This is a genomic window from Caulobacter sp. (genome assembly GCF_049283275.1).
Taxonomy (GTDB): domain Bacteria; phylum Pseudomonadota; class Alphaproteobacteria; order Caulobacterales; family Caulobacteraceae; genus Caulobacter.
Window position 1 is genome coordinate 84,854 of record NZ_JBAPVS010000142.1, and the last position, 19,574, is coordinate 104,427.

Annotated in this window: 19 protein-coding genes; 8 read left to right on the forward strand and 11 right to left on the reverse strand. The window is 66.5% G+C overall.

All coding sequences use genetic code 11. The features are described 5' to 3' along the window. Window positions 1–57: 57 nt before the first annotated feature. From bioF to WAL33_RS07300, 3 genes are read left to right on the forward strand one after another with little or no spacing between them, the layout of a single operon-like run. Complete coding sequence (gene bioF / locus WAL33_RS07290; RefSeq protein ID WP_422179936.1) at window positions 58–1,212, forward strand: 8-amino-7-oxononanoate synthase; 1,155 nt, start codon at window positions 58–60, stop codon at window positions 1,210–1,212. Further along, window positions 1,212–1,886 carry a dethiobiotin synthase gene (bioD, locus tag WAL33_RS07295; RefSeq protein WP_422179938.1) on the forward strand — a complete coding sequence of 225 codons (675 nt, stop codon included), beginning with the start codon at window positions 1,212–1,214 and terminating at the stop codon, window positions 1,884–1,886. The genes bioF and bioD overlap by 1 nt, the downstream gene beginning before the upstream one ends. Then, window positions 1,883–2,776, forward strand: coding sequence for a Gfo/Idh/MocA family protein (locus tag WAL33_RS07300; protein ID WP_422179940.1), 894 nt, complete (start codon window positions 1,883–1,885; stop codon window positions 2,774–2,776). The genes bioD and WAL33_RS07300 overlap by 4 nt, the downstream gene beginning before the upstream one ends. Here WAL33_RS07300 and WAL33_RS07305 read toward each other — a convergent pair. Further along, window positions 2,773–3,585, reverse strand: coding sequence for a helix-turn-helix transcriptional regulator (locus WAL33_RS07305; protein WP_422179942.1), 813 nt, complete (start codon window positions 3,583–3,585; stop codon window positions 2,773–2,775). The two genes, WAL33_RS07300 and WAL33_RS07305, sit on opposite strands and share 4 nt — an antisense overlap. Window positions 3,586–3,702: 117 nt before the next feature. Between WAL33_RS07305 and WAL33_RS07310 the strand changes: the two genes are divergently transcribed. Further along, on the forward strand, window positions 3,703–4,470 hold the full coding sequence (locus WAL33_RS07310) for a DoxX family membrane protein (protein WP_422179944.1): 768 nt from the start codon (window positions 3,703–3,705) through the stop codon (window positions 4,468–4,470). Here the strand turns inward: WAL33_RS07310 and WAL33_RS07315 are convergent. Continuing rightward, a complete protein-coding gene (locus WAL33_RS07315; protein ID WP_422179946.1) occupies window positions 4,429–5,505 on the reverse strand; it encodes a fatty acid desaturase family protein in 1,077 nt (358 codons plus the stop codon). The two genes, WAL33_RS07310 and WAL33_RS07315, sit on opposite strands and share 42 nt — an antisense overlap. 408 nt (window positions 5,506–5,913) lie before the next feature. Here WAL33_RS07315 and WAL33_RS07320 point away from each other — a divergent pair, with 408 nt between their 5' ends. Together WAL33_RS07320 and WAL33_RS07325 are read left to right on the forward strand one after the other, a co-directional pair. Further along, entirely contained in the window at window positions 5,914–6,681 is a 768-nt protein-coding gene (locus WAL33_RS07320) for a GntR family transcriptional regulator (RefSeq protein ID WP_422179948.1), read from the forward strand. Next, window positions 6,681–7,727 (forward strand): serine hydrolase domain-containing protein, encoded by a 1,047-nt coding sequence (locus tag WAL33_RS07325; RefSeq protein WP_422179950.1) that lies wholly within the window; start codon window positions 6,681–6,683, stop codon window positions 7,725–7,727. The genes WAL33_RS07320 and WAL33_RS07325 overlap by 1 nt, the downstream gene beginning before the upstream one ends. Before the next feature lie 160 nt (window positions 7,728–7,887). Here WAL33_RS07325 and bktB read toward each other — a convergent pair whose 3' ends face one another. Next, window positions 7,888–9,069 carry a beta-ketothiolase BktB gene (bktB, locus tag WAL33_RS07330; RefSeq protein WP_422179952.1) on the reverse strand — a complete coding sequence of 394 codons (1,182 nt, stop codon included), beginning with the start codon at window positions 9,067–9,069 and terminating at the stop codon, window positions 7,888–7,890. A 444-nt stretch (window positions 9,070–9,513) separates the two neighbouring features. Between bktB and WAL33_RS07335 the strand changes: the two genes are divergently transcribed. Together WAL33_RS07335 and WAL33_RS07340 are read left to right on the forward strand one after the other, a co-directional pair. Next, on the forward strand, window positions 9,514–11,061 hold the full coding sequence (locus WAL33_RS07335) for an MFS transporter (protein WP_422179954.1): 1,548 nt from the start codon (window positions 9,514–9,516) through the stop codon (window positions 11,059–11,061). Between the two features lie 45 nt (window positions 11,062–11,106). Next, window positions 11,107–12,405 carry a hypothetical protein gene (locus WAL33_RS07340; protein ID WP_422179956.1) on the forward strand — a complete coding sequence of 433 codons (1,299 nt, stop codon included), beginning with the start codon at window positions 11,107–11,109 and terminating at the stop codon, window positions 12,403–12,405. Between the two features lie 130 nt (window positions 12,406–12,535). On the opposite strand, the gene ssb is transcribed toward WAL33_RS07340, so the two are convergent. From ssb to WAL33_RS07380, 8 genes are all read right to left on the reverse strand, one after another. After that, a complete protein-coding gene (ssb, locus tag WAL33_RS07345) occupies window positions 12,536–13,030 on the reverse strand; it encodes a single-stranded DNA-binding protein (protein ID WP_422179958.1) in 495 nt (164 codons plus the stop codon). A 141-nt stretch (window positions 13,031–13,171) separates the two neighbouring features. Next, window positions 13,172–13,555 (reverse strand): hypothetical protein, encoded by a 384-nt coding sequence (locus tag WAL33_RS07350; RefSeq protein WP_422179960.1) that lies wholly within the window; start codon window positions 13,553–13,555, stop codon window positions 13,172–13,174. A gap of 15 nt (window positions 13,556–13,570) precedes the next feature. Then, window positions 13,571–14,239 (reverse strand): hypothetical protein, encoded by a 669-nt coding sequence (locus tag WAL33_RS07355; RefSeq protein WP_422179962.1) that lies wholly within the window; start codon window positions 14,237–14,239, stop codon window positions 13,571–13,573. Between the two features lie 76 nt (window positions 14,240–14,315). Then, the gene (locus WAL33_RS07360; protein ID WP_422179964.1) at window positions 14,316–17,036 is read right to left on the reverse strand and encodes a hypothetical protein; all 2,721 of its coding nucleotides are present in this window, start codon (window positions 17,034–17,036) and stop codon (window positions 14,316–14,318) included. Window positions 17,037–17,257: 221 nt separating this feature from the next. Then, the gene (gene pseH / locus WAL33_RS07365; RefSeq protein WP_422179966.1) at window positions 17,258–17,812 is read right to left on the reverse strand and encodes a UDP-4-amino-4,6-dideoxy-N-acetyl-beta-L-altrosamine N-acetyltransferase; all 555 of its coding nucleotides are present in this window, start codon (window positions 17,810–17,812) and stop codon (window positions 17,258–17,260) included. 173 nt (window positions 17,813–17,985) lie between these two features. Then, window positions 17,986–18,831, reverse strand: coding sequence for a flagellin (locus WAL33_RS07370; RefSeq protein WP_422179968.1), 846 nt, complete (start codon window positions 18,829–18,831; stop codon window positions 17,986–17,988). Between the two features lie 170 nt (window positions 18,832–19,001). Then, window positions 19,002–19,157 carry a hypothetical protein gene (locus tag WAL33_RS07375; RefSeq protein ID WP_422179970.1) on the reverse strand — a complete coding sequence of 52 codons (156 nt, stop codon included), beginning with the start codon at window positions 19,155–19,157 and terminating at the stop codon, window positions 19,002–19,004. Window positions 19,158–19,422: 265 nt separating this feature from the next. Further along, the coding region (locus tag WAL33_RS07380; protein ID WP_422179978.1) for a flagellin at window positions 19,423–19,574 on the reverse strand (152 nt) is incomplete at its 5' end.

Consider the following 19,574-nt stretch of genomic DNA (forward strand, 5'->3'; position numbering starts at 1 on the left):
CCTAGCGGGGGCGCACTGCCTATGCCCTCCCGCTGCGAGGGGCAAACAGGAACCGTGATGCACAGTCTGGACACCTACGCCGCCGACAAGATCCAGCGCCTGGAGGCCGCCAGCCTGCTGCGTCGCCTCAAGCCCACCCAGCGCTCCGCCGGAGCCATCGTCGAGCGCGATGGCCGCAAACTGCTGTCCTTCTCCTGCAACGACTATCTGGGCCTGGCTCACCACCCGGCGGTCAAGGCCGCCGCCCAGGCCGCGATCGAGACCTACGGCGCCGGCTCCGGCGCCTCGCGGCTGGTGACCGGCGACCACCCTCTCCTCTCCGAGTTGGAGGCCCGTCTGGCGCGGTTGAAGGGCACGGAGGCCTGCGTGGTGTTCGGCTCGGGCTACCTGGCCAATGCCGGCGTCATCCCCACCTTCGCCGGCAAGGGCGACATCGTGCTGGTCGACGAATTGGCCCACGCCTGCATCTGGGCCGGCGCCCAGCTGTCGGGCGCCCGGATCATCCCGTTCGCCCATAACGACAGCGACCATCTGGCCGAGTTGCTGGCCGAGCACCGGTCCAGCGCCCGTCACGCCATCGTCGCCACCGACGGGGTGTTTTCGATGGACGGCGACATCGCGCCGCTGGACTGGCTGTCGGCGGTCTGCGAGGCCAATGACGCCTGGCTGCTGTCGGACGACGCACATGGCGTGGGCGTGCTGGCCGAGGGCCGTGGCTCGGCCGCCTTGTTCCCCGAGGCCCAGATCCCGTTCCAGATGGGCACCCTGTCCAAGGCCCTGGGGTCTTACGGCGGCTATGTCTGCGGTTCGCAGGCCGTGGTCGACCTGATCAAGACCCGGGCCCGCACCTTGGTCTACACCACCGGCCTGCCGCCGGCCGCCGCCGCCGCCGCCCTGGCGGCGCTGGATATCATCCAGGCCGAGCCGGCCCTGACCGCCCTGCCCCTGGCCAAGGCCCAGGCCTTCACCAAGACCGTCGGCTTGCCACTGGCGACCAGCCCCATCGTGCCGGTGATCATCGGCGAGGCCCAGGACGCGCTGAACGCCTCACGGGCTTTGGAAGCCGACGGCTTCCTGGTCGTCGCCATCCGCCCGCCCACCGTGCCGACCGGCGAGGCCCGCCTGCGCATCGCCTTCAGCGCCGAACATCCCGACGCCGAGGTCGCCCGCCTGGCGGCCCTGGTGAAACCCTACGTCAAGGCCGCGCCCTGATGCCGACCCTATTCGTCACCGGAACCGGCACCGACATCGGCAAGACCTATGTCAGTTGCGCCCTGATCCGCGCCCTGAAGGCCCGGGGCGCGGTCGTCGACGCGTTCAAGCCCGTGGTCAGTGGCTTTGATCCCAAGGACGCGGCCGGCAGCGACCCGGCCCGGCTGGCCTCGGCCCTTGGCGATCCCGGCGCGCTATTCCGCATCGCCCCGCGCCGCTACCGCGCCCCGCTGTCGCCCAACATCGCCGCGCGGCTAGAGGGGCAGACCCTGGTCCTGGGCGACATGGTCATCGACGCGGTGGCCCGCGCCGCCGAGATCCGCAACGGCCTGCTGCTGGTCGAGGGGGCCGGCGGGGTGATGTCCCCGCTGACCGACAGCGAGACCAATCTGGACATGATCACGGCTCTCGGCGCGCCGGTGCTTCTGGTGGCCGGTTCGCATCTCGGCACGATCAGCCACGTCCTGACCGCTCTGGTCGCCCTGCGCGCCGTCAAGACCGAGATCGCGGCGGTGGTGATGAGCGAAAGCCTCGACGCTCCCGACCTGGCCCAGACCGCCCAGGCCTTGGCGTCGTTCCTGGACGGAGCGCCATTGTTCCTCGCGCCGCGCGCGGAATCCTGGGACGCTGGAGCCCTTGCCGACCACCTGCTGACGAAGACCCGCGCGCCATGACCCTTCGTATCGCCATGATCGGCCTGGGCGACATCGCCCGGAAGGCCTACCTGCCCGTGCTGGGCCCGCGCGCGGACGTCCAGCTGACCTTCGTCACCCGCAACAGGCAAGCCTTAGAGACGCTAGGCGCGGCTTGGCGGGTCGAGCGACTGCACGCCGAGCTGGACACGGCCTTGGCCGAAGGGCTGGACGGGGCCTTCGTTCACGCCGCGACCGAGGCGCACCCCGCTATTGTTCAACGCCTTCTGGAGGCCGGAGTGCCGGTCCTGGTCGACAAACCGATCGCCGATAACGCCGCCGACAGCGAAGCGTTGGTTGATCTGGCCGAGACGCGCGGCATATCCCTAATGGCTGGCTTCAACCGGCGTTACGCCCCGGCCTATCGCGACGCCGCCGCCCTGAACCTGCCGCTAGTAGTGTTGCAGAAGAACCGCCCAGGACCGCTGGACGACCTCCGCCGGGCGGTGTTCGACGATTATATCCACGTGGTCGACACGATCCGGTTCCTGGCTCCGGGCGCTGACCAAGTCGCCGTTCGTGGTCGCGCGCGCGATGGCCGGCTCGAACACGTGATGCTGTCGTTGTCGGGTGACGGCCGGGATGCCCTGGGGATCATGAACAGGGCCAGCGGCGCCAGCGAGGAGATCCTGGAGGTCTCGGGCGAAGGCCAAAAACGCAAGGTCGTCGATATCGACCAGGTCCTCGACCAGGGCGCGGCCGAGGTCCTGACTCGACGCGGAAATTGGACCTCGGTCGGCCGTCAGCGCGGCTTCGAAGCGATGTGCGAGCACTTCCTGAGCGCCGTGCGCGACGGCCGACGACTGTCGGCGCTGGACGCGCTGGCGACGCATCGACTGTGCGAGACGGTGGTGCGCGAGTTGAGCGCCTAGGCCGTCTTCCTCCACGCCGTGGGCGACAGCCCGAACGCGCCACGGAAGGTCGCGTTGAAGTGCGAGATGTCGTTAAAACCGATCTCCAGCGCGATGCGGGTAATCGGCTCGGCCGTGTCGGTCAACCGGTCGGCGGCGGCGCGCAGGCGGGCGCCGATCAGGTACTGGCGCGGGCTTTCGCCGGTCACGGCCCGGAACAGACGGATAAAGTGGAAGCGGCTGACCTGGCCCATGGCGGCCAGGGCATCCAGCCCACAAGGCTCCGCATAGGCGACGTCCAGATGTCGAACCACCTCGCGGATGCGGCGGCGCTCGACCACCGTCGGCGCCACTCTCCGCAGGCGACGTCCCAGGGTCAGGGCGCGAGCCGTCAGGTTGATCACCTCCTCCTCGCCCAGGCGCAGCCCGCCCGCCGCGCGGCGCACGGCCCCATAAAGCGGCGCGGTCTCGCGCGAAGGACCTAGGGCCGAGACCGCGAAGCCGGGCTCGTCCAGGCCGCAGTCGTTGGCCACCTCGGCCAGCAGGTCCGGATGCAGGGCGATCACCGCCCGGCGATTGCCATGGGCATCCAGGTGGCGGCAGTCGAAGGCCTCGCCGGTGTTGCCCAACAGGATGGCGCCCGGCCTCGCCCGCGTGCGCCCATGGCGACCGCCATAGTCGAAGGTTCCCGCCACCACCGCGCCGATGGCAGGACCGGCGTAGCACTTCTCGATCGCGGCCGAGGCGTCGGTGGCGCAGCGCGCCTCGCCGGCCCCGTACAGCGGTGAACGGGCGGGCAAGGCGGGGCCGTGGGTCTCGACGCGGAACATGCGAGCCTCCGTCTTATCAACACGCCCATAGAACCCGGCTCGGCGTCGCCGCGCAACAAACCCCAAGTCAGTCGACGGACGGTGAGCCAACCTGCCCTTCTGCGGATGGGAGGGTTCATGAACCGCGACGGCGTTCCCTACGGCCTCGGCGCGACGGCGCTGGGGATCATCGGTCTGGTCTTCGGCGACTTCGCCCTGCAATGGCAACCGGTCCCCAAGGGCCTGCCTGAGCACCATGCGCTGGCCCTGGCCAGCGCCATGGTCATGGTGATGCTAGCCCTTGGCGTCCTGTGGTCGCGCACCGCCCGCCCCGCTTCGGCGAGCCTGGCCGTGGTCTATCTGGGCTGGGTCGCTCTGCATGGCCCCGAGACCGCCGAGGCGCCCGCCAGCGTCGCCTCATGGCTGGGCGTGGCCGAGACCCTGTCACTGGCGGCCGGCGGCCTGGCGCTGTTCGCAATGTCGACCGCCCCGCCCAGCGACCGCCTGCGGTTGGCGGCGCGGCTGGTCTATGGCCTCTGCCCGCTGGTGTTCGGCCTCAGCCACTTCGCCTATGCCGACTTCACCGCCAAGATGGTCCCCGGCTGGATCCCCTATCCGCTGTTCTGGGCCTATGCGACAGGCGTCGGCCATCTGGCGGCGGGACTGGCAATCCTGTTCGGCGTCTCGCCCCGGCTGGCGGCGACCCTGCTGACGGCGATGATGGGGTGCTTTGTGGTGATGCTGCACATCCCGCGCGTGATGGCCGCGCCCGGCAGCCATCTGGAATGGACGATGACGGCGGTCGCCCTGTCACTGACTGGCGCGGCTTGGGCTATGCGGCAGTCCTTGCCATCTTCAGAACCGTCAGGCGCTTTGGCGTTCGACCGGGTCGGGCTCGACGGCTAGGACCGGCGCCGGTGCGCAGGCGCGCCGGAACAGCTTGCCCAGCGCCACGAACAGGCTCTTCTCCTCGACCTGATGATAGGGGGAGGTTTCCGCCAACTGCGCCGACAACCGCGCGTGGGCCTTGCCCAGATTATGGTACGGCAGGCGCGGCAGCAGGTGGTGCAGGGCGTGATAGCGCAGACCCACCGGGGCCCACAGGAACGGCAACAGAGCCGGCGGCGGGACATTGACCGAGTCGAGGAACTGCGCCTCGAAACTCATCTTCTCGCCGTCGTTCTCCCAGTAGTGGGCCGCCAGGGTGCGCAGTTGGTTGACGAAGGTCGCCAGCGAGAACAGGACGAACCACGTCACGACGAAGCGCACCGGCACGAGGCCGATGATCGTCGCCGCCGCCACGCTCCAGCACCACAACCAACACCCCAGCTCCTGGGCCAACCAGTCGGGGCGCGTCCTATCATTATCCTCGCGCACGAAGTCGGGATTGATCACCAAGGCCGACAGCTTGGCCCTGACCAGTCGCCGCACGCTGGGGATCACGAATGACAGCGGAACCAGAATGCCCGAGCGCAGGATCACGCCCAGCGGGGCCAGCAACGAGATCAGGGCGAACATCGCCAGCTTGAACGGCGAGTAGCGGCCCAACGGCAGATATTCCGGGTCACGCGCGGTGCCGAAGCGGTCCTTGGCGTGGTGCAGATTGTGTACGCCCTCGTACATCATCGACGGGGTCATCAGCGGCACGCCGATCAACAGGTTCCAACCCAGTCGGAAGCCCGGCACGTCCTTGGGGCGAAGGTGGCTGATCTCGTGGATAAAGCTGAGCCCCCTGTAGAGGGCCAGCAGGCCGACCAAGCCGCCGCCGGCGACCACGATCAGATTATGGGCGGTGGCGGCCAGCCACAGACCGCCCCAAGCCGACGTCGCTGTCAGCACCAGATCAACCCAATAGGTCATGCGATCAGGCGTCGTCAGATCAGCGGTCAGGCCGTGGGCCTGGCGCACCAGACCGGTCTCGTCTTTCTGGGATGATCCCACGGTCTAAATCCCCGATTCCGCCTTGAGGGCCCCGACGTGGCGCCGCGGCTCTCGAAATTCAATGCCCGCACGACAGAAGACGCTCATGGACATAGATCAAAACGACCGGTGTCGAAACGCTGACCGTTCTTGGCAGATCGTGCGGCGCTCGACTGAAACGGCTCCTACAGTCAAAGACCGTCTCGATGTCGCGCCGATGTCGACGATCGCGTCGAAATCGAAAAGGCTAACCGCCGCTTCGCACTATCGAGACCAACGACACAGATATTGTACAACAATCCTGACCCATAGCGCGACAAAATGCTTGCCGCGTTGTTCGGTGCGAAATAGGAATGAAGAGGTACGGAGTTGGTAAGCTCTCGGTGAAGCGCAACGAGTCCGTATGAGGATACGTCTTTGGCAGCCACAGTGAAGACATCGAGCAAGTCCAAGGGGAAGGAAGCGGCTGCAAGCGCCGCTCCGACCGCCGACGATCTGGCTCAGGCTTTGCGGGCCCGCATACAGAAAAGCGAGCTCGCGCCCGGCGAATGGCTTCGCGAAGTCAAGCTTTGCAGTGAGTTTGGCGTGGGACGCTCGATCGTGCGCCGGGCCCTGCGAACCCTCGCCGACGACGGCTTGATCGAGATCGAAGAAAACCGCGGCGCACGCGTATCCGCCACCACGGTCGAGGAGGTCTTCGATCTCTACGAGGTTCGCGCTGCGCTCTACGGCATGGCGGCGCGCTTTGCCTGCCTGCGGGGATCGGACTCCATGATCCGCAGCATGATGGCCAAGATCGATCGCTTGCTCAGCGACGCCGAGAGCAAGGCGCCGGCCGAGCAGATCATCGAAGTCAGTGAATCGATCTTCAGCGACATGATCGCGTGCGCCAGCGCCGACGCCCAGCGCATGATCGAGAGCGTGCGCCGCAAGACACGCTTCCACTTTTCCTATGCGGCCCTGGCGATCAACACCAATGCTCCGGGACCTTATGAGCATTGGCGGCACGTTCGCGCCGCATTGGCCGAACGCGACGCGGATAGGGCCAGCCAGTCGGCGCGCGACATCCTCTACTTCATGCAGGGCGAGGTCGCGCGCATCATGCTCGCCCGCGGCCCGCGGTTGATATCGGAGGCTGCAACCACGCCGAACGCGAAGCCGAAGCGCCGCTCGCCCCCAAAACGGAAACCAAGTTGATGCAAGCTGCGCTAGTCCGCATGATCGCGGCGGCGGCGGTCGCCACCCTTGCCATCGCCCCTAGCGCCTCGGCGGGCCCGGCTCCTTCCGCGATCGGCAAGACCGCACCCTCGCCTGACATGACGGACCTGCTCAACTACGTGCGCAATCACGGCGGCACCGGGTTCATTGTCATCCAGGACGGCAAGCTGCTCATCGACGAGACCTGGCCCGCGCCGGACGACGACCAGATGTTCGCCAACTTCGTCTACGGCCGCGCCGGCGATGGCGCGCTGTTCGAGGATGTCGCCTCGCAACAGAAGAGCTTCGTCGCGGTTCTGGCGGCGATCGCGATCGACAAGGGATTGATCGATCCCGAGAAGCCCGTTTCCACCTATCTCGGCCAGGGCTGGTCCAAGGCTTCGCCCGAACAGGAAGCGGCCATCCGGGTCATCGACATTTTGACAATGAGCTCTGGTCTCGACGAGAAGTTCGGCTATGTCGCGCCGCCGAGGACCGTCTTCTTCTACAACACGCCGGTCTATGCGATCAGCAAGCGCATCGTCTCGGCGGCCGCCGGCCAACCGCTGGACGCGATCACCCATGACTGGCTGACGGCGCCGACCGGGATGAAGGACACGGCCTGGCGCAAGCGCCCGGCCGTCCTGGCCTCGATCGGCAACGATACGGGCCTGGTCACGACGCCGCGCGACGTCGCGCGCTTCGGACTCATGGTGCTGCATGGCGGGGTGGCGCAAAACGGCGCGCGCGTGGTCTCACAGGCCCAACTCGACGCCCTGTTCACCCGATCCGCCACCAACCCAGCTTACGGCCGCCTTTGGTGGCTGAACGGCGGCAGCTACACGATACGGGCGGCGGCGGGACGCAGCGAGGGTCAGCTGATCCCGGCGGCTCCATCTGATCTTGTGGGCGCGCTCGGCGCGTTCGATCGCCGGCTCTATATCGTGCCCAGCCGCAAGTTGGTGGTCGTGCGCATGGGCGCGGCCACGAACGACCGAGAATTCGATCAGCAGCTGTGGCTGCGACTGATGAAGGTGATCGGCTGATCACGCCCGCGCGATCGACCACGACCAGCTTTGAACTGGAGAGACCGAGCGGCGATTTGGCTTCGCCTTGCGACGCTGAGCTCGGCGACGCCCGCCGGCGGAGTTTGCCTATCCGTTTCTGACGGCTCCCATCAGAAACGGATAGGTTCCAGGGTCGGCCTTAGACGCGCTCGACGATCAGGGCGATCCCCTGCCCTCCGCCGATGCACATGGTGGCCAGGCCGTAACGCCCCTGGACGCGCTGCAACTCGTGCACCAGCTTGGCGGCGATGATCGCGCCGGTCGCTCCGACCGGGTGACCCAACGAGATGCCGCTTCCGTTGGGATTGGTCTTGGCCGGATCAAAGCCGAGCGCATCCGCGACCGCGCAAGCCTGCGAGGCAAAGGCCTCGTTCGACTCGATCACATCCATGTCGGACACCGATAGACCGGCCCGGGCCAGCGCCGCCTCGACGGCGGGGACTGGACCCATGCCCATGAAATTGGGGTCCACGCCCGCATGACCATAGGCGACGATCCGCGCCATGGGCTCGAGCCCCTGGCGCGCAATGGCGGCCTCGTTCGCCAGGACGAGGGCGGCGGCGGCGTCGTTGATGCCCGAAGCGTTGCCGGCCGTGACCGTCCCGCCCTCCCGAAAGATCGTACGAAGCTTCGCAAGGTCGGCGGCCTGGGTGTCGCCGCGCACATGTTCGTCCACCTCGAACGTCCTGACGGCCTTGCCCGCCTTCACCTCGACGGGAACGATCTGGGACGTGAAACGCCCCTCCGTGATCGCCTGGGCGGCACGCCGATGGCTTTCGGCGGCATAGGCGTCCTGACGCTCGCGACCCACGCCATGCCGCTCGGCGACATTTTCAGCGGTCACCCCCATGAGGCCGCCGCCGAACGGGTCGGTCAGCGCCCCGTTTAGGCCGTCGATGAGCATCGCGTCGCCCATCTTCTGCCCCCAACGCGTCGCCGGGGCGAAATAGGGCGCACGGCTCATCACTTCGGCGCCGCCCGCGACCGCCACCTCGGCGTCTCCCAGCATGAGCATCTGCGCCGCCGAGACGACGGCCTGAAGTCCGGATCCGCACAAGCGGTTGAGCGTCATGGCGGGGACGCTCTGCGACAGTCCCGCCTCCAGCGTCGCGATGCGCGCCAGATAAGCGTCGCGCGGTCCGGTGGGGATCACCTGGCCGAAGACGACATGACCAACTGACGACGGATCGATCCGGCCGGTCTCAAGCACGTCGCGCGTGACCAAGGCGGCAAGCTCACTGGGGTTCCTGTCTTTAAGCGAACCGCCGAATGCGCCGATCGCCGTGCGGCGAGCGGCGACGATGAACACCGGGGCCGTCATGCCTTCACCCCGCACTGGCTCAACACCATGGCGAGCGCCGCGTCCAGGCCGCCGCCTGCGCCCGTGACGATCGCCACGCGGCTCAATGGATCGATCCCCATATTCCGTTCCTTTCGATGGTCATCAGTATTGGGCGTCCGCCTTGGGAGAGGCGCTGGACGGTTGCGGCGCGAAGCTGCGAAGGGGCCGCCGGTCTGGGCCATCACGACCCCTGAGACCCAGCCGGGAAAACCACGGCTGACGAGCAGGCAAGCAAACCGACCAAGCGTTTTAGTCTCTCCCCGAAATCTTGGCGCCGGTGTTTTCCGTGGCGGTTGAAGCGGACCATCCTCCGGCCTCACCTTCCCGTCAACATTGCACGACAATACATGTCGAATTGAGTTACCAGAGGCCTTATGAGCGCGCAGGCGACCAAGGCCTGCGGGCGCCGCGGTCGCGCGCAGGATGGACTATCTGAGCGATGGACCGGCCGTGCACGACCCTCTTGCGCGCGGGCGGCTGGAATCAGGTCCACGTCCCGGCGCCGACCCGCCAGGTCGCCACAGGACCTTCAAATGCCCTGTGCCCCTTCTTCAATTTCTGAGACCCATCCGAAGAAGAACAATTGCGCTAGTTTTGTCGTACAATCTATTGACACCCCTCGTGCGTGAATGGTGTCCTCCCTCCAAGCGTCGTCCAGAACGCCAGGGAGAGCGAATGTCAGCCTCGGATGTTTCCGCCAACAAACCGAACCTCAAGGTTGCGGTGATGGCTTCGGCGGGCGCCGCGGTGGAATGGTACGACTTCTTCATCTACGGGACGGCCGCCGCGTTGGTCTTTCCCCATCTGTTTTTTCCGGCTGACCTCCCCCCTTTCGTGGCGCAGATCGCCTCCTTCAGCACTTTTGCGGTGGGCTTCATCGCTCGGCCGGTCGGCGGGATGCTCTTTGGACATTTTGGCGACATCCACGGCCGCAAACGCGTGCTGGTCGCGGCGATGCTGATCATGGGCCTTTCGACCACGCTGATCGGCCTGTTGCCGAGCTATGCCAGCATTGGCGCTTGGGCGCCGCTGCTGCTGGTGCTGCTGCGTTTCGCCCAAGGCCTGGCGGTCGGCGGACAATGGGGCGGCGCGGCGCTGCTGGCGATCGAGAGCGCGCCGGCCGATCGGCGCGGTTTCTACGGCAGCTTCGTGCAGGTCGGCGTGCCTCTCGGCGTGGTGCTCGCCAATTCGGTTTTCCTGGTGGTCAGCGCCCTCAGCACCGAAAGCGCTTTCATGGCCTGGGGCTGGCGAATCGGTTTCGTGCTGAGCGTTCTGCTGATCGTGATCGCCATTGTCGTCCACTTCGGCGTTACCGAATCCGTGGCCGACAGCGTTTCCGAAGCGACCGCGGAACGGCGCCGGTCACCGCTGGCGGAGGCGGCGCGAGACCATTGGCGTCAGATCCTGCTCGCCGGCGGCGCGTTCGTCGCCAACAACACCTGCTTCTACATCGCCATCACCTATGCGGTGGCCTACGGCACGACGCGGGTGGGGATCGATCGCGACCTGCTTCTGTTCGCGGTCATGGCGGCCAACGTCCTGATGATCCCGGCTCTGCTGGGCTGCGGCGCCCTGTCCGACCGATACGGCCGACGTGGTATTTTCCTGATCGGCGCATTCCTGTCGGGGCTCTGGGCGTTCGCGGTGTTCCCGCTGCTGGAGAACGCCTCTCCCCTCGCCGTCCTGGCCGCGATCGCCGTCCAACTGCTGTTCGTCAGCATGATGTATGGACCGCAGGCGGCGCTGTTCGCCGAACTCTTTCCCAGGTCGGTGCGCTATTCCGGCGCGTCGCTCGGCTATCAGATCGGCTCGGTGATCGGGGGCGGGTTCGCGCCGATCATCGCCACAGCGCTGTTCGCCCGCTACCAGTCGAGCCTGCCGATCTCGATCTACCTGGCGGCCATGTGCGCCGTCTCGTTCGTCAGCGTGGTTCTGCTTGGACACCGCATACGAGCGCGGCGGGTCGATTAGGCGGAACGCCGCCATTCTTGTGTAAAAACCACCAAGGATATCAGGATGATCGACACCAGCAGACGGACTTTCCTGGGCGCGGGCGCGCTGGTCTCGTTGAGCGGCGCGAGCGCCGCCGCCTCGCCTCCTCCCGCCAGGACAATCGAGGCGGACTTGCTCAAATATGTCGGCTTCGGCGAAAAACGGGCCGGCGGGATGGGCGACACGGCCTGCGGCGAATGGCTGGCCGGCGAACTTCAGAAGGCCGGTTATGCTGTCGAACGGCAGTCGTTCTCGGTCCCGTTCTTCGACACCGGGCGCGCCGAGCTGACCAGCGGCGGGTTGAGCGCCCCGGTCTACCCGCAGCCCATCGTCATCCCCACCGGTCCCAGCGGCGTTTCCGGACCGCTCGTCAGGGTCGACGCCGCCGGTCGGTTCGCAGGGTCGCTTGATGGAGCGATCGCCCTGGTGGATCTGCCGCATGGCCGTTGGTCGTCGATGCTGGCCAAGGCCGCGCGCGGACCGATCGAGGCGGCGTTCGCGGCTGGAGCAAAGGCGGTGGTGGCGATCACCAACGGCCCCACGGGCAAGGTGATCGCGCTCAACGCCGACGGCCGCAAGCCGATGTTCGCCGGTTCAGTCGCCCTGCTCGCGCCCGAGGCTGCGGGCCCCTTCCTGGGTGCGGCCTTCAACCGCCAGGAGGCCCGCCTGACGTTCGACGGAGAAAGCGGCCGGCGGCCGGCCTTCAATTTCGTCGGCCGCATCGACCGCGGCAAGGGGCGGTGGCTGGCGGTGTCCACCCCGCGGTCTGGCTGGTTCATATGCGCCGCGGAACGCGGACCGGGCGTCGCCGCCTGGCTCGACCTGGCGCGCTGGGCCGTCGCGGCGCTGCCGGACCATGACCTGGCCTTCATCTGCAACACCGGGCACGAGTACGAGTATCTCGGCGCCGCCGAAGCGATGAAGCAGATCGCGCCGCCGGTCGCGGCGACCCGCTTCTGGCTGCACCTTGGGGCCAACGTCGCGGCGCGCGACTGGCATGAACTGCCAGGCAGGGCGGCCCCGCTGCCCAGCGTGGACAGCCAACGATTCCTCTCGATCACACCAGAACTGCTGCCGCTGGCCCGCACGGTCTTCACGGGCCAGCTCGGCTACGAAGCTCCGGTTTCGAGCGCGGTCCTGTCGGCTGGAGAGCTCGACGAGGTCATCAAGGCCGGTTACGCGCCGGCGGCGGGCGTCTTCGGCATCCACCGCTACCACCATGTGGAGGAGGACGATGAGCGGTGCCTCAACGTGCTGGCGACCATCGCCGCGACGCAGGGCTTTCGCAGGCTGCTCCAGGCGGTCGTTGGCCCGTCCGCATAACCAAGACGGCTTGATCGAAAAACAAGGTCCAGTTGGCCGACGACAAATCGGAAATGAGCAGATGCAATAAAAAAGTGACCGATTCCAACGGGAACCGGCCACTTGTTTACAGCTCGAAGTTAGAGGGCGATTAGAAGGGAATTTCGTCGTCCAGGTCGGCCGAGAAGCTCTCGCGTGGGCCGCTGGGTTGGCTGCGCGGCGCGCCGCCGCCGCCGCCGCCGCCAGCGTAGCCTTCGTCATAGCCGCCGCCCGGCGCGGCGCCGGCGTTGTCGCCACGGCCGCCCAGCATGGTCAGTTCACCGCGGAACTTTTGCAGCACGATTTCGGTGGAGTACTTCTCGACGCCCGAGGCGTCAGCCCACTTGCGGGTCTGGATCGCGCCTTCGATATAGACCGTCGAACCCTTGCGCAGATAGCTCTCGGCCACCTTCACGAGGTTATCGTTGAAAATCACCACGCGGTGCCATTCAGTCTTTTCCTTGCGCTCGCCCGAGGTGCGGTCGCGCCAGCTTTCCGAAGTCGCCAGACGCAGATTGGCGACTCGGTCGCCTGAACTGAGGGTGCGGATTTCGGGATCGGCCCCGAGATTGCCGACCAGAATGACCTTGTTGACGCTGCCCGCCATGGGGAAGTTTCCTGTTCACGCCCGGCGACCCATCGCGCCGGCATCTGCGCGGACGTTAACGGGTTCTTAAAACTGAAATCAAGCTTTGTTCTTCAAATGTTCCTGTGGACCGCCCAGGTTCTCCCCAGCTTTTCAGGCGCCCTATTGCGACGGCATGGCCCCTGGGACGGCCAGGCGGCCGTCGCCCGTGCGAACCAGTGACATGAATCTGGCCCCCTCATAGGTGTCGCCCAGATAGATGCCTTCCTTCTGTAGGAAGATGAACTTGCCCTGATAGGCGCCGGTCATTTCACGGCTCGGGCTGCCCAGACGTACGAAACGCAGGCGTGCGCCTTCCAATTCGGCCGCGCAGAGCTCCAAACTCGGCACGTTGCGCGCCACCGGATTGAACTTCAGCGTGCCGTCCTTCTGTTCGATCACGTGCATGCAGACCCCAGCCTCGAACGGAGCCTTGGTTTGCTTCTCGCAGCCGGTGAGACTGACGGTGGCGGCGATGAGCGAGAGGGCGACGATGGAAGGGCGCATGGTCTTGAAGTCTCTCTAAGCCGACGGGATGGAGCAGTTGGGCCCCAGTTCGATGATCGAGTGGAAGGTGCGGTTGTCGGACGAGGATTCAACCCTGCCTGACACCACGCGGAGGGTCTCCTCCCCCCAGCGGCCATAGGCCGCTCCGCCGGTCTTTTCGCATTTTCCGCCGGAGATCTGCTGGGCGCAGGCGTTGACGGTGATCTCGCCCGGCAGCCTGCGCCATTCGCCGCCGGCGTAGCGCCAACAGACGGCCAGGGGCGTGCTTGAGACGGTCGGGGCCGAGATGGTCGGGATCGCGGCCGGCGCGGGCCCGGTAAGCACCTCGGCGGGCGGCGGAAGCGGGGTCAGCACTGTGCCGGCCTGGTCGGCGGCGGCCAGGGCCCCGGTCTCGTCGACCCCGACGTCGAGGGAGTCGGTGGCCACGCCGTTCTTCTTGGCGCACTCGGCCAGGGTGATCTCGCCGACGAACTGACCGCTGACAAAGCAGCGCAGCGGCCGCGCGGGGTCGAGTTTGCTGTCATCGGCCCGACCGGTCTCGACAACCAGCCCGCCACGCGAAGCCGGCGGCGCGTTCGTCGGCGACTTGGCGCCGTGCATCACGGTCAGGGCGATGCCCAGGCCCGCGACCAGGGCCAGGAAGGCGCCGCCCAGCAACACGCGTCGATCTTTGAGAAATTCCATGATCCCTGGCTACGACGCGCTGATGACGCTTTCAAGTCCGGGCGCGCAGAAGGCCCAGACCCGCGCCGATCGCGGTCTAGCCGCCGGTCAGACGATTGAGCGCGGCCTGATAGTTGGCGATCTGATTGGTCAGATAAGTCGGAACCGTGCCGCCGGTCTTGCCGGGGCCGGTGCTGGTGTCGGTCGCCTTCACGCCGTTGGCCTTGTCGGCCATCTCGCGATAGGCGGTGCGCACCGCCGACAGGGCCTTGGTCATGGCCGCCGACGCCGCCTTGCGGCCGGCGTCCTCGGTGAGATCCAGACCGGTGTCCAGCGAGAAGCCGTAGATCGGGCCCTTGCCGTCGGCCGAAACGGTCTGGCCGTGGTCCATCTTGGTGTTACGCACGACCCCCGCCTTCAGGCCCAGGGCTCCGAGCACATCGGTGCCGCCTTTGCCGGGCAGGATCTCGACGGTCGAGGTGGTCTGGGACGGGCTGATCCGCAGCATGCGGTTATTGCCGCTGCTTGCGAATTCAACCTTGGCGGCGAAGCCCGTGGCCTTGCGAATCTTGTCGGCCAGGGTGTCGAGCGTGTCTTCGGCGGCGATCTTGATCGTCGTGAGCGCGCCGCGGGCCCGGGTGCGGACCTGGAAGGTGTCCCCTGCCCGCGCCGAGGTCGCCGAGACGATCTTGTCGGACTGGGTGAATTCCATCTTGCCGCGCGGAATGCCGAAAAGGTCCAGCGCGCTGGAGCCGGAGGCGTCGACGGCGATCGAGGTCGGGGTGGCGTAGCCGTCCTTGCCGGTCAGCCGTTGCTCCCAAGTCACCGCGCCCGTGGCGACCTCGATCTGAGCGACATAGCCGTCCTTCTCGCCGACCGTCGGCTGGCCCGCCAGGTCCTTGCCGGCGGAGCCCACCAGCCATGCTTGGCCATTGGAGACCGCCATGCCCGTGACGGTGTCGTCGCCCGTGCCGCCGTAATAGGCCAGGGTGTCCAGGCTCCTATCGGTCAAATCCAGCGACATCCGGGCCACGAAGCCGTCCGAGCCCCCCGAAGCGGCCCTGGCTTGGTTGTCGACATCGAGAGCGCCGTTGGTCGTCGAGCCGCCGATATAGAGCTGGCCGTTGTCGATCGTCAGACCGGCGATGTTGCCGCCCTTCAGAGAGCCCAGGTCGCGCGTCGCACCCTGGGTGAACGTCGCCGCCTTGGTGTAGGTGACCGGCGCTGTAACCCAGACTTCCTTTTCGTTCAGGAAGGTGCGGTTCTCGGTCACTATGCTGGTCGTGACGTCGAAGCTGCGAAGCATCGCCTCGCTGCCCTCCTTGCTGGCCACCAACACCTGCGTGCCATTGACCACGATGCCGGCGACGGTGTCGTTGTTCTCGCCGCCGAAATGGGTCGTGAACAGCGCCTTGGGCGTGCCGGCGATGTCGGTGGCGAAACCGGTCAGATAGCTGTCGTAGCCGCCGGCCGTGGCGCCGGTGGCCGAACCGGGCAGGTCCGATTTGGTGCGGCCGCCCACATAGACGACGCCGTCCTGGCCGAAGGCCACAGCGGTGGCCTCGTCCTCCAGCATGCCGCCACGCCGCACCGTCCAGGTCTCATCGCCCTTGGCGTTGTAGAGCGTCACGAAACTGTCGGTGATCGTGCCGGCGGAGTCGGAATTGATAGGGCCGTTGGTCGCGCCAGACAGCTTGCCGGCCACCGAACCGGCGATGGCCACCTGGCCATCGTTCGATATAGCCATGTTGTAGCCGGTGGCCGTATCGGCCGCGCCCAGCGTGCGCGCGTAAAGCAGCTTGCCCGCGGAATCGTATTTCAGCAGGGCGACGTCACGGTCGCCCTTGATGGTCTGGCTGCTGGTCGTGCCATCGACGTCGGCCAGCACGTAGAGCGAGCCGTCCGCCCCGGTCATGGTCTTGTGAACGGTGCTGATCGTGCCTTCCAGCGTGTCGGAGAACACCTTGGTGCCCGGCGCGCCGGCCGTGCCGGGGCCGTACTTGGTCAGGGTGTTTTCAATCACCGCGTCGTCGGTGGCGGGGTTCTTGTCCGGATCAGGATTGCCGGCGGCGGTGGTGATGTAGACCGCCGGCTTGGGGGCCGGGGCCGAGAAGGTCAGGGCCTCGGTCGAATCGCCGCGGATCCGCAGGGCGAAGTCATCGCCGGTGGCGGGCAACTTCACGGTCTGACCGTTGACCGTGGTGGTCCGCTCCGCGCCGACCGTGCGTTCGACCGCGAACTGGGTTTCGAAGCCGGCAGCCGCCAGCTTGTCGTTGAAGAAGGTCACGACATTGGACATCGTCCGGGAGGTCGCCCCCATCTCCGACAAATCCATCGTGACGTTCGTGGAGACGCCGAACTTCTTGACCGCCATCGTGAAGCTGACGGCGCCCTTGAAGGCGGGCACCTCGTCATCGACCTGGCCGCTGAAGATCTTGTTGGTGACGTAGTTGTAATTGTTCTTGGGTACGCCGACGCTGGACTTGTCGCTGGCCATCACAGTGCCGGTCGTCAGCCGCATGCCGTCGGTGTTGAGGTTCTGGATATAGCTGGTGACCTCGTTCAGCCCCTTGCTGAACACCGCCTGCAACCGCTTGATCTCGCTGTCGGTGACGCCCTTTTCGGACGCGCGGGCGGCGATCGCCGACAGGGTGTTGAGCGCTTGATAGGCGGAGAACAGCTTCTTGGGATCGCCGGTGATCGTCGGCGCCGCGGCCTGGGCCGCACCCTCGTCGACGAACTTGCGGCCGTTCAGGGCCGCCTTGACCAGTTCACTGGGTTCGGTCCCTCCGGTGGTCCAGGGCGCGTTGGGCACCATCTTGCTAGTCGAGGAGGAGGAGGACGTCGAGGAGGATGTGCCGGCGGTCGCAGCCGCGCTCGCGGCCTGACCCGCGGTCTTAGCCTGATAGTAGCCGAGCAACAGACTGGAATCGAAAGTGATCACAGCGGGTCCCATCAGGGCGCAATACGCCCCTTGATTCGATTGTCAGCGATGAACGCTGACGTTTCGTTAAGACGTATGAATCGCCGGACCGCGCCCTAGGCGGCGATCAGGTGGGCGTCGGTCAGCGAGCGCCGGACCTCGCCCCGCAGCTCCCGCCACTCCTCGGCCAGTATGCCCAGCAGGACGACGTCGCGCGGATGACCGTCCTTCAGCACGTGGCCCCGCAGATAACCTTCACGACGAAAACCAGAGGCCGCCTGCGCCTTCAGGGCGGCGTCGTTGTCGGCCATGACCTCGGCGAACACCTTGTGCAGGCCCAGCTCGCCGAAGGCGCGATCCAGGCCCAGAACCTGAGCGGCGCGCCCCACGCCCCTGCCCCGCGCCTCGGCCGATCCGAGAAACCAGTTCCAGCCGGCTCGGCGGTGATGGCTGAGCAACCCCGTCAGGGTCAACAGACCGGAAGGTTCGCCGGCCCGGACGATCATCCAGCCGCGCATGTCGGGGTCGGAGCGCAGAGCCTGGAACCAGGCGGCGTGAGCCTCGCGGCTCGGAAAGGCCGCGTCGGACATCCACCGATCGACTTCCGGCTCGCCCCGCCACTGGAACAGGACAGCCTCGTCGCCGTTCGTCAAATCGCGAAGCTCGATCATACCGGGTCGATTCCCCCACACAACATTGCGGAAAGTCTACCCCGCCGATCGCGTCAAGCCTAGAGCGCGACAGTCGGCCCCGGAGGCGAGATTCTGAGCCCGCCCCCAAACTAAGCGTCTGAATTTAGACGCTTTTATCAGTTTCCGACGGCTCCGCTGGAAACTATCGGGCCTTAGCCGCCGCCATTGAACAGCGACAGAATGATCTGCGGCGCCTGGTTAGCGATCGAAAGCGCCTGCGCGCCAAGCTGCTGCTTGACCTGCAGGGCCTGGAGACGCGCGCTCTCCTTGGCCATATCGGCGTCGACGAGGTTGCCCACGCCGGTCTCGAGCACATCGTTCAGCTTGGAGATGAAGGTGTTGTGGGCCTCGATCTGCTTGGCCTGGGAGCCGATCGAACCAACGGCCTGGTTCACCCGCGTCATCGTGGCGTCCAGGCGGGCCAGCACCGAAGCGGCCAGGGTCTGGGTGTTGATGGCGTCGGTCGCTACGAGGCTGTTGATCGTGCTGGACAGCGACAGGTTCTGCAGCTTCAGCGTAATGACCGTCGCGGCGTCGGCATCGGCCAGGAAGGTCATGTTGAACGTGACGCTGCCGCTGCCGTTGATGATGTTGGCGCCGTCGAAGGTGGCGCTGTTGACCACCTGGGTCAGGTTCTTCAACAGGCCCTGGAAATCGGCGTTGAGCGCCGTACGCGACGAGGTCGACAGCGAGGTGTCCTTGGCCGCGACCACCTTTTCGCGCATCTGGGTCAGCAGATCCGAGACCGATTCCCCGGCGGCCAGGGCCACGTCGGTGATCGAGGTCGCGCGATCGAGGCTCATCTTCACCGCGTTCAAGGCCGCGCGGTCGGCGCGCTGGTCCTGGGCGATCGACCAGATGGCGGCGTTGTCCTTGGCGCTGGAGATCGCCAGACCCGTGTTGATGCGGGACTGCACGCCCTCCATCTCGTCATTGGTCTTGTTCAGATTTTGCAGGGCGATCAGCGCGGGCTGATTGGTGTTCACGCTCAGCGTCATCACGGTCTCCGAATGGCGGTTCTTGCCAATAGAGCTCGGAACGCGATTCGACGGCCGAGCAGGTCAGCCGTGAAATTGGCGCAAGGGAGTAAGAATATGGTTAACGCGCGTAAACCATGTTCAGCCTGCGACGCTGCGCCGCGGCGAGCAGGACGCGGAGCCCTGACCTCTTAGGTCAAGCCGTCGAAGACTTCGCCCGGATCATAATGTTCCGCCTGCTTGAAGCGGAGCACGTCTTCGCGCGGGAACTGCTGCAGAACGTCGCCAGTCCGGCGGTCCACCGTCTTGTAGATGTAGGCGCCCGAGACCGGATCTTCTTCGATCACCAACCGCAAGTCCCCTGGCTGGGGACCCGAAGCGGCTGCGGCCTTCTGCTGAGTCCCGGAAACGTCAGGACCGCCCGCGGGCTGCCCCGGGACGGTGAAGGCGCCCGAAGACGGCGCGGGCGATTCTGGCATCGACGGTATGGGTGCGGCTTTGGTTTCCATTACTCCTGTCGCCGCATTCGGCGACCCTCTGGTGAACCCTCGCCTACGGCAACGGCCGAGGAAAAGGCGGGGGCGGACCCGAGAGCCCGCCCCCTTCTCGTTCCTATCGGAACAGGCTCAGGATCGAGCCGGTCGACTGGTTGGCGATCGAGAGCGCCTGGATGCCCAGTTGCTGCTTGGTTTGCAGCGACTGCAGCTTGGCGCTTTCCTTGGCCAGGTCGGCGTCAACCAGGTTGCCCACGCCGGCGTCGAGGC

Bases quoted from the DNA above. Each gene is read 5' to 3' on its own strand.
- bioF (WP_422179936.1), top strand. From the start codon at position 58: ATGCACAGTCTGGACACCTACGCCGCCGACAAGATCCAGCGCCTGGAG.
- bioD (WP_422179938.1), top strand. From the start codon at position 1,212: ATGCCGACCCTATTCGTCACCGGAACCGGCACCGACATCGGCAAGACC.
- WAL33_RS07300 (WP_422179940.1), top strand. From the start codon at position 1,883: ATGACCCTTCGTATCGCCATGATCGGCCTGGGCGACATCGCCCGGAAG.
- WAL33_RS07305 (WP_422179942.1), bottom strand. From the start codon at position 3,585: ATGTTCCGCGTCGAGACCCACGGCCCCGCCTTGCCCGCCCGTTCACCG.
- WAL33_RS07310 (WP_422179944.1), top strand. From the start codon at position 3,703: ATGAACCGCGACGGCGTTCCCTACGGCCTCGGCGCGACGGCGCTGGGG.
- WAL33_RS07325 (WP_422179950.1), top strand. From the start codon at position 6,681: ATGCAAGCTGCGCTAGTCCGCATGATCGCGGCGGCGGCGGTCGCCACC.
- bktB (WP_422179952.1), bottom strand. From the start codon at position 9,069: ATGACGGCCCCGGTGTTCATCGTCGCCGCTCGCCGCACGGCGATCGGC.
- WAL33_RS07335 (WP_422179954.1), top strand. From the start codon at position 9,514: ATGGACTATCTGAGCGATGGACCGGCCGTGCACGACCCTCTTGCGCGC.
- WAL33_RS07340 (WP_422179956.1), top strand. From the start codon at position 11,107: ATGATCGACACCAGCAGACGGACTTTCCTGGGCGCGGGCGCGCTGGTC.
- ssb (WP_422179958.1), bottom strand. From the start codon at position 13,030: ATGGCGGGCAGCGTCAACAAGGTCATTCTGGTCGGCAATCTCGGGGCC.
- WAL33_RS07350 (WP_422179960.1), bottom strand. From the start codon at position 13,555: ATGCGCCCTTCCATCGTCGCCCTCTCGCTCATCGCCGCCACCGTCAGT.
- WAL33_RS07355 (WP_422179962.1), bottom strand. From the start codon at position 14,239: ATGGAATTTCTCAAAGATCGACGCGTGTTGCTGGGCGGCGCCTTCCTG.
- WAL33_RS07360 (WP_422179964.1), bottom strand. From the start codon at position 17,036: ATGGTGCCCAACGCGCCCTGGACCACCGGAGGGACCGAACCCAGTGAA.
- pseH (WP_422179966.1), bottom strand. From the start codon at position 17,812: ATGATCGAGCTTCGCGATTTGACGAACGGCGACGAGGCTGTCCTGTTC.
- WAL33_RS07370 (WP_422179968.1), bottom strand. From the start codon at position 18,831: ATGACGCTGAGCGTGAACACCAATCAGCCCGCGCTGATCGCCCTGCAA.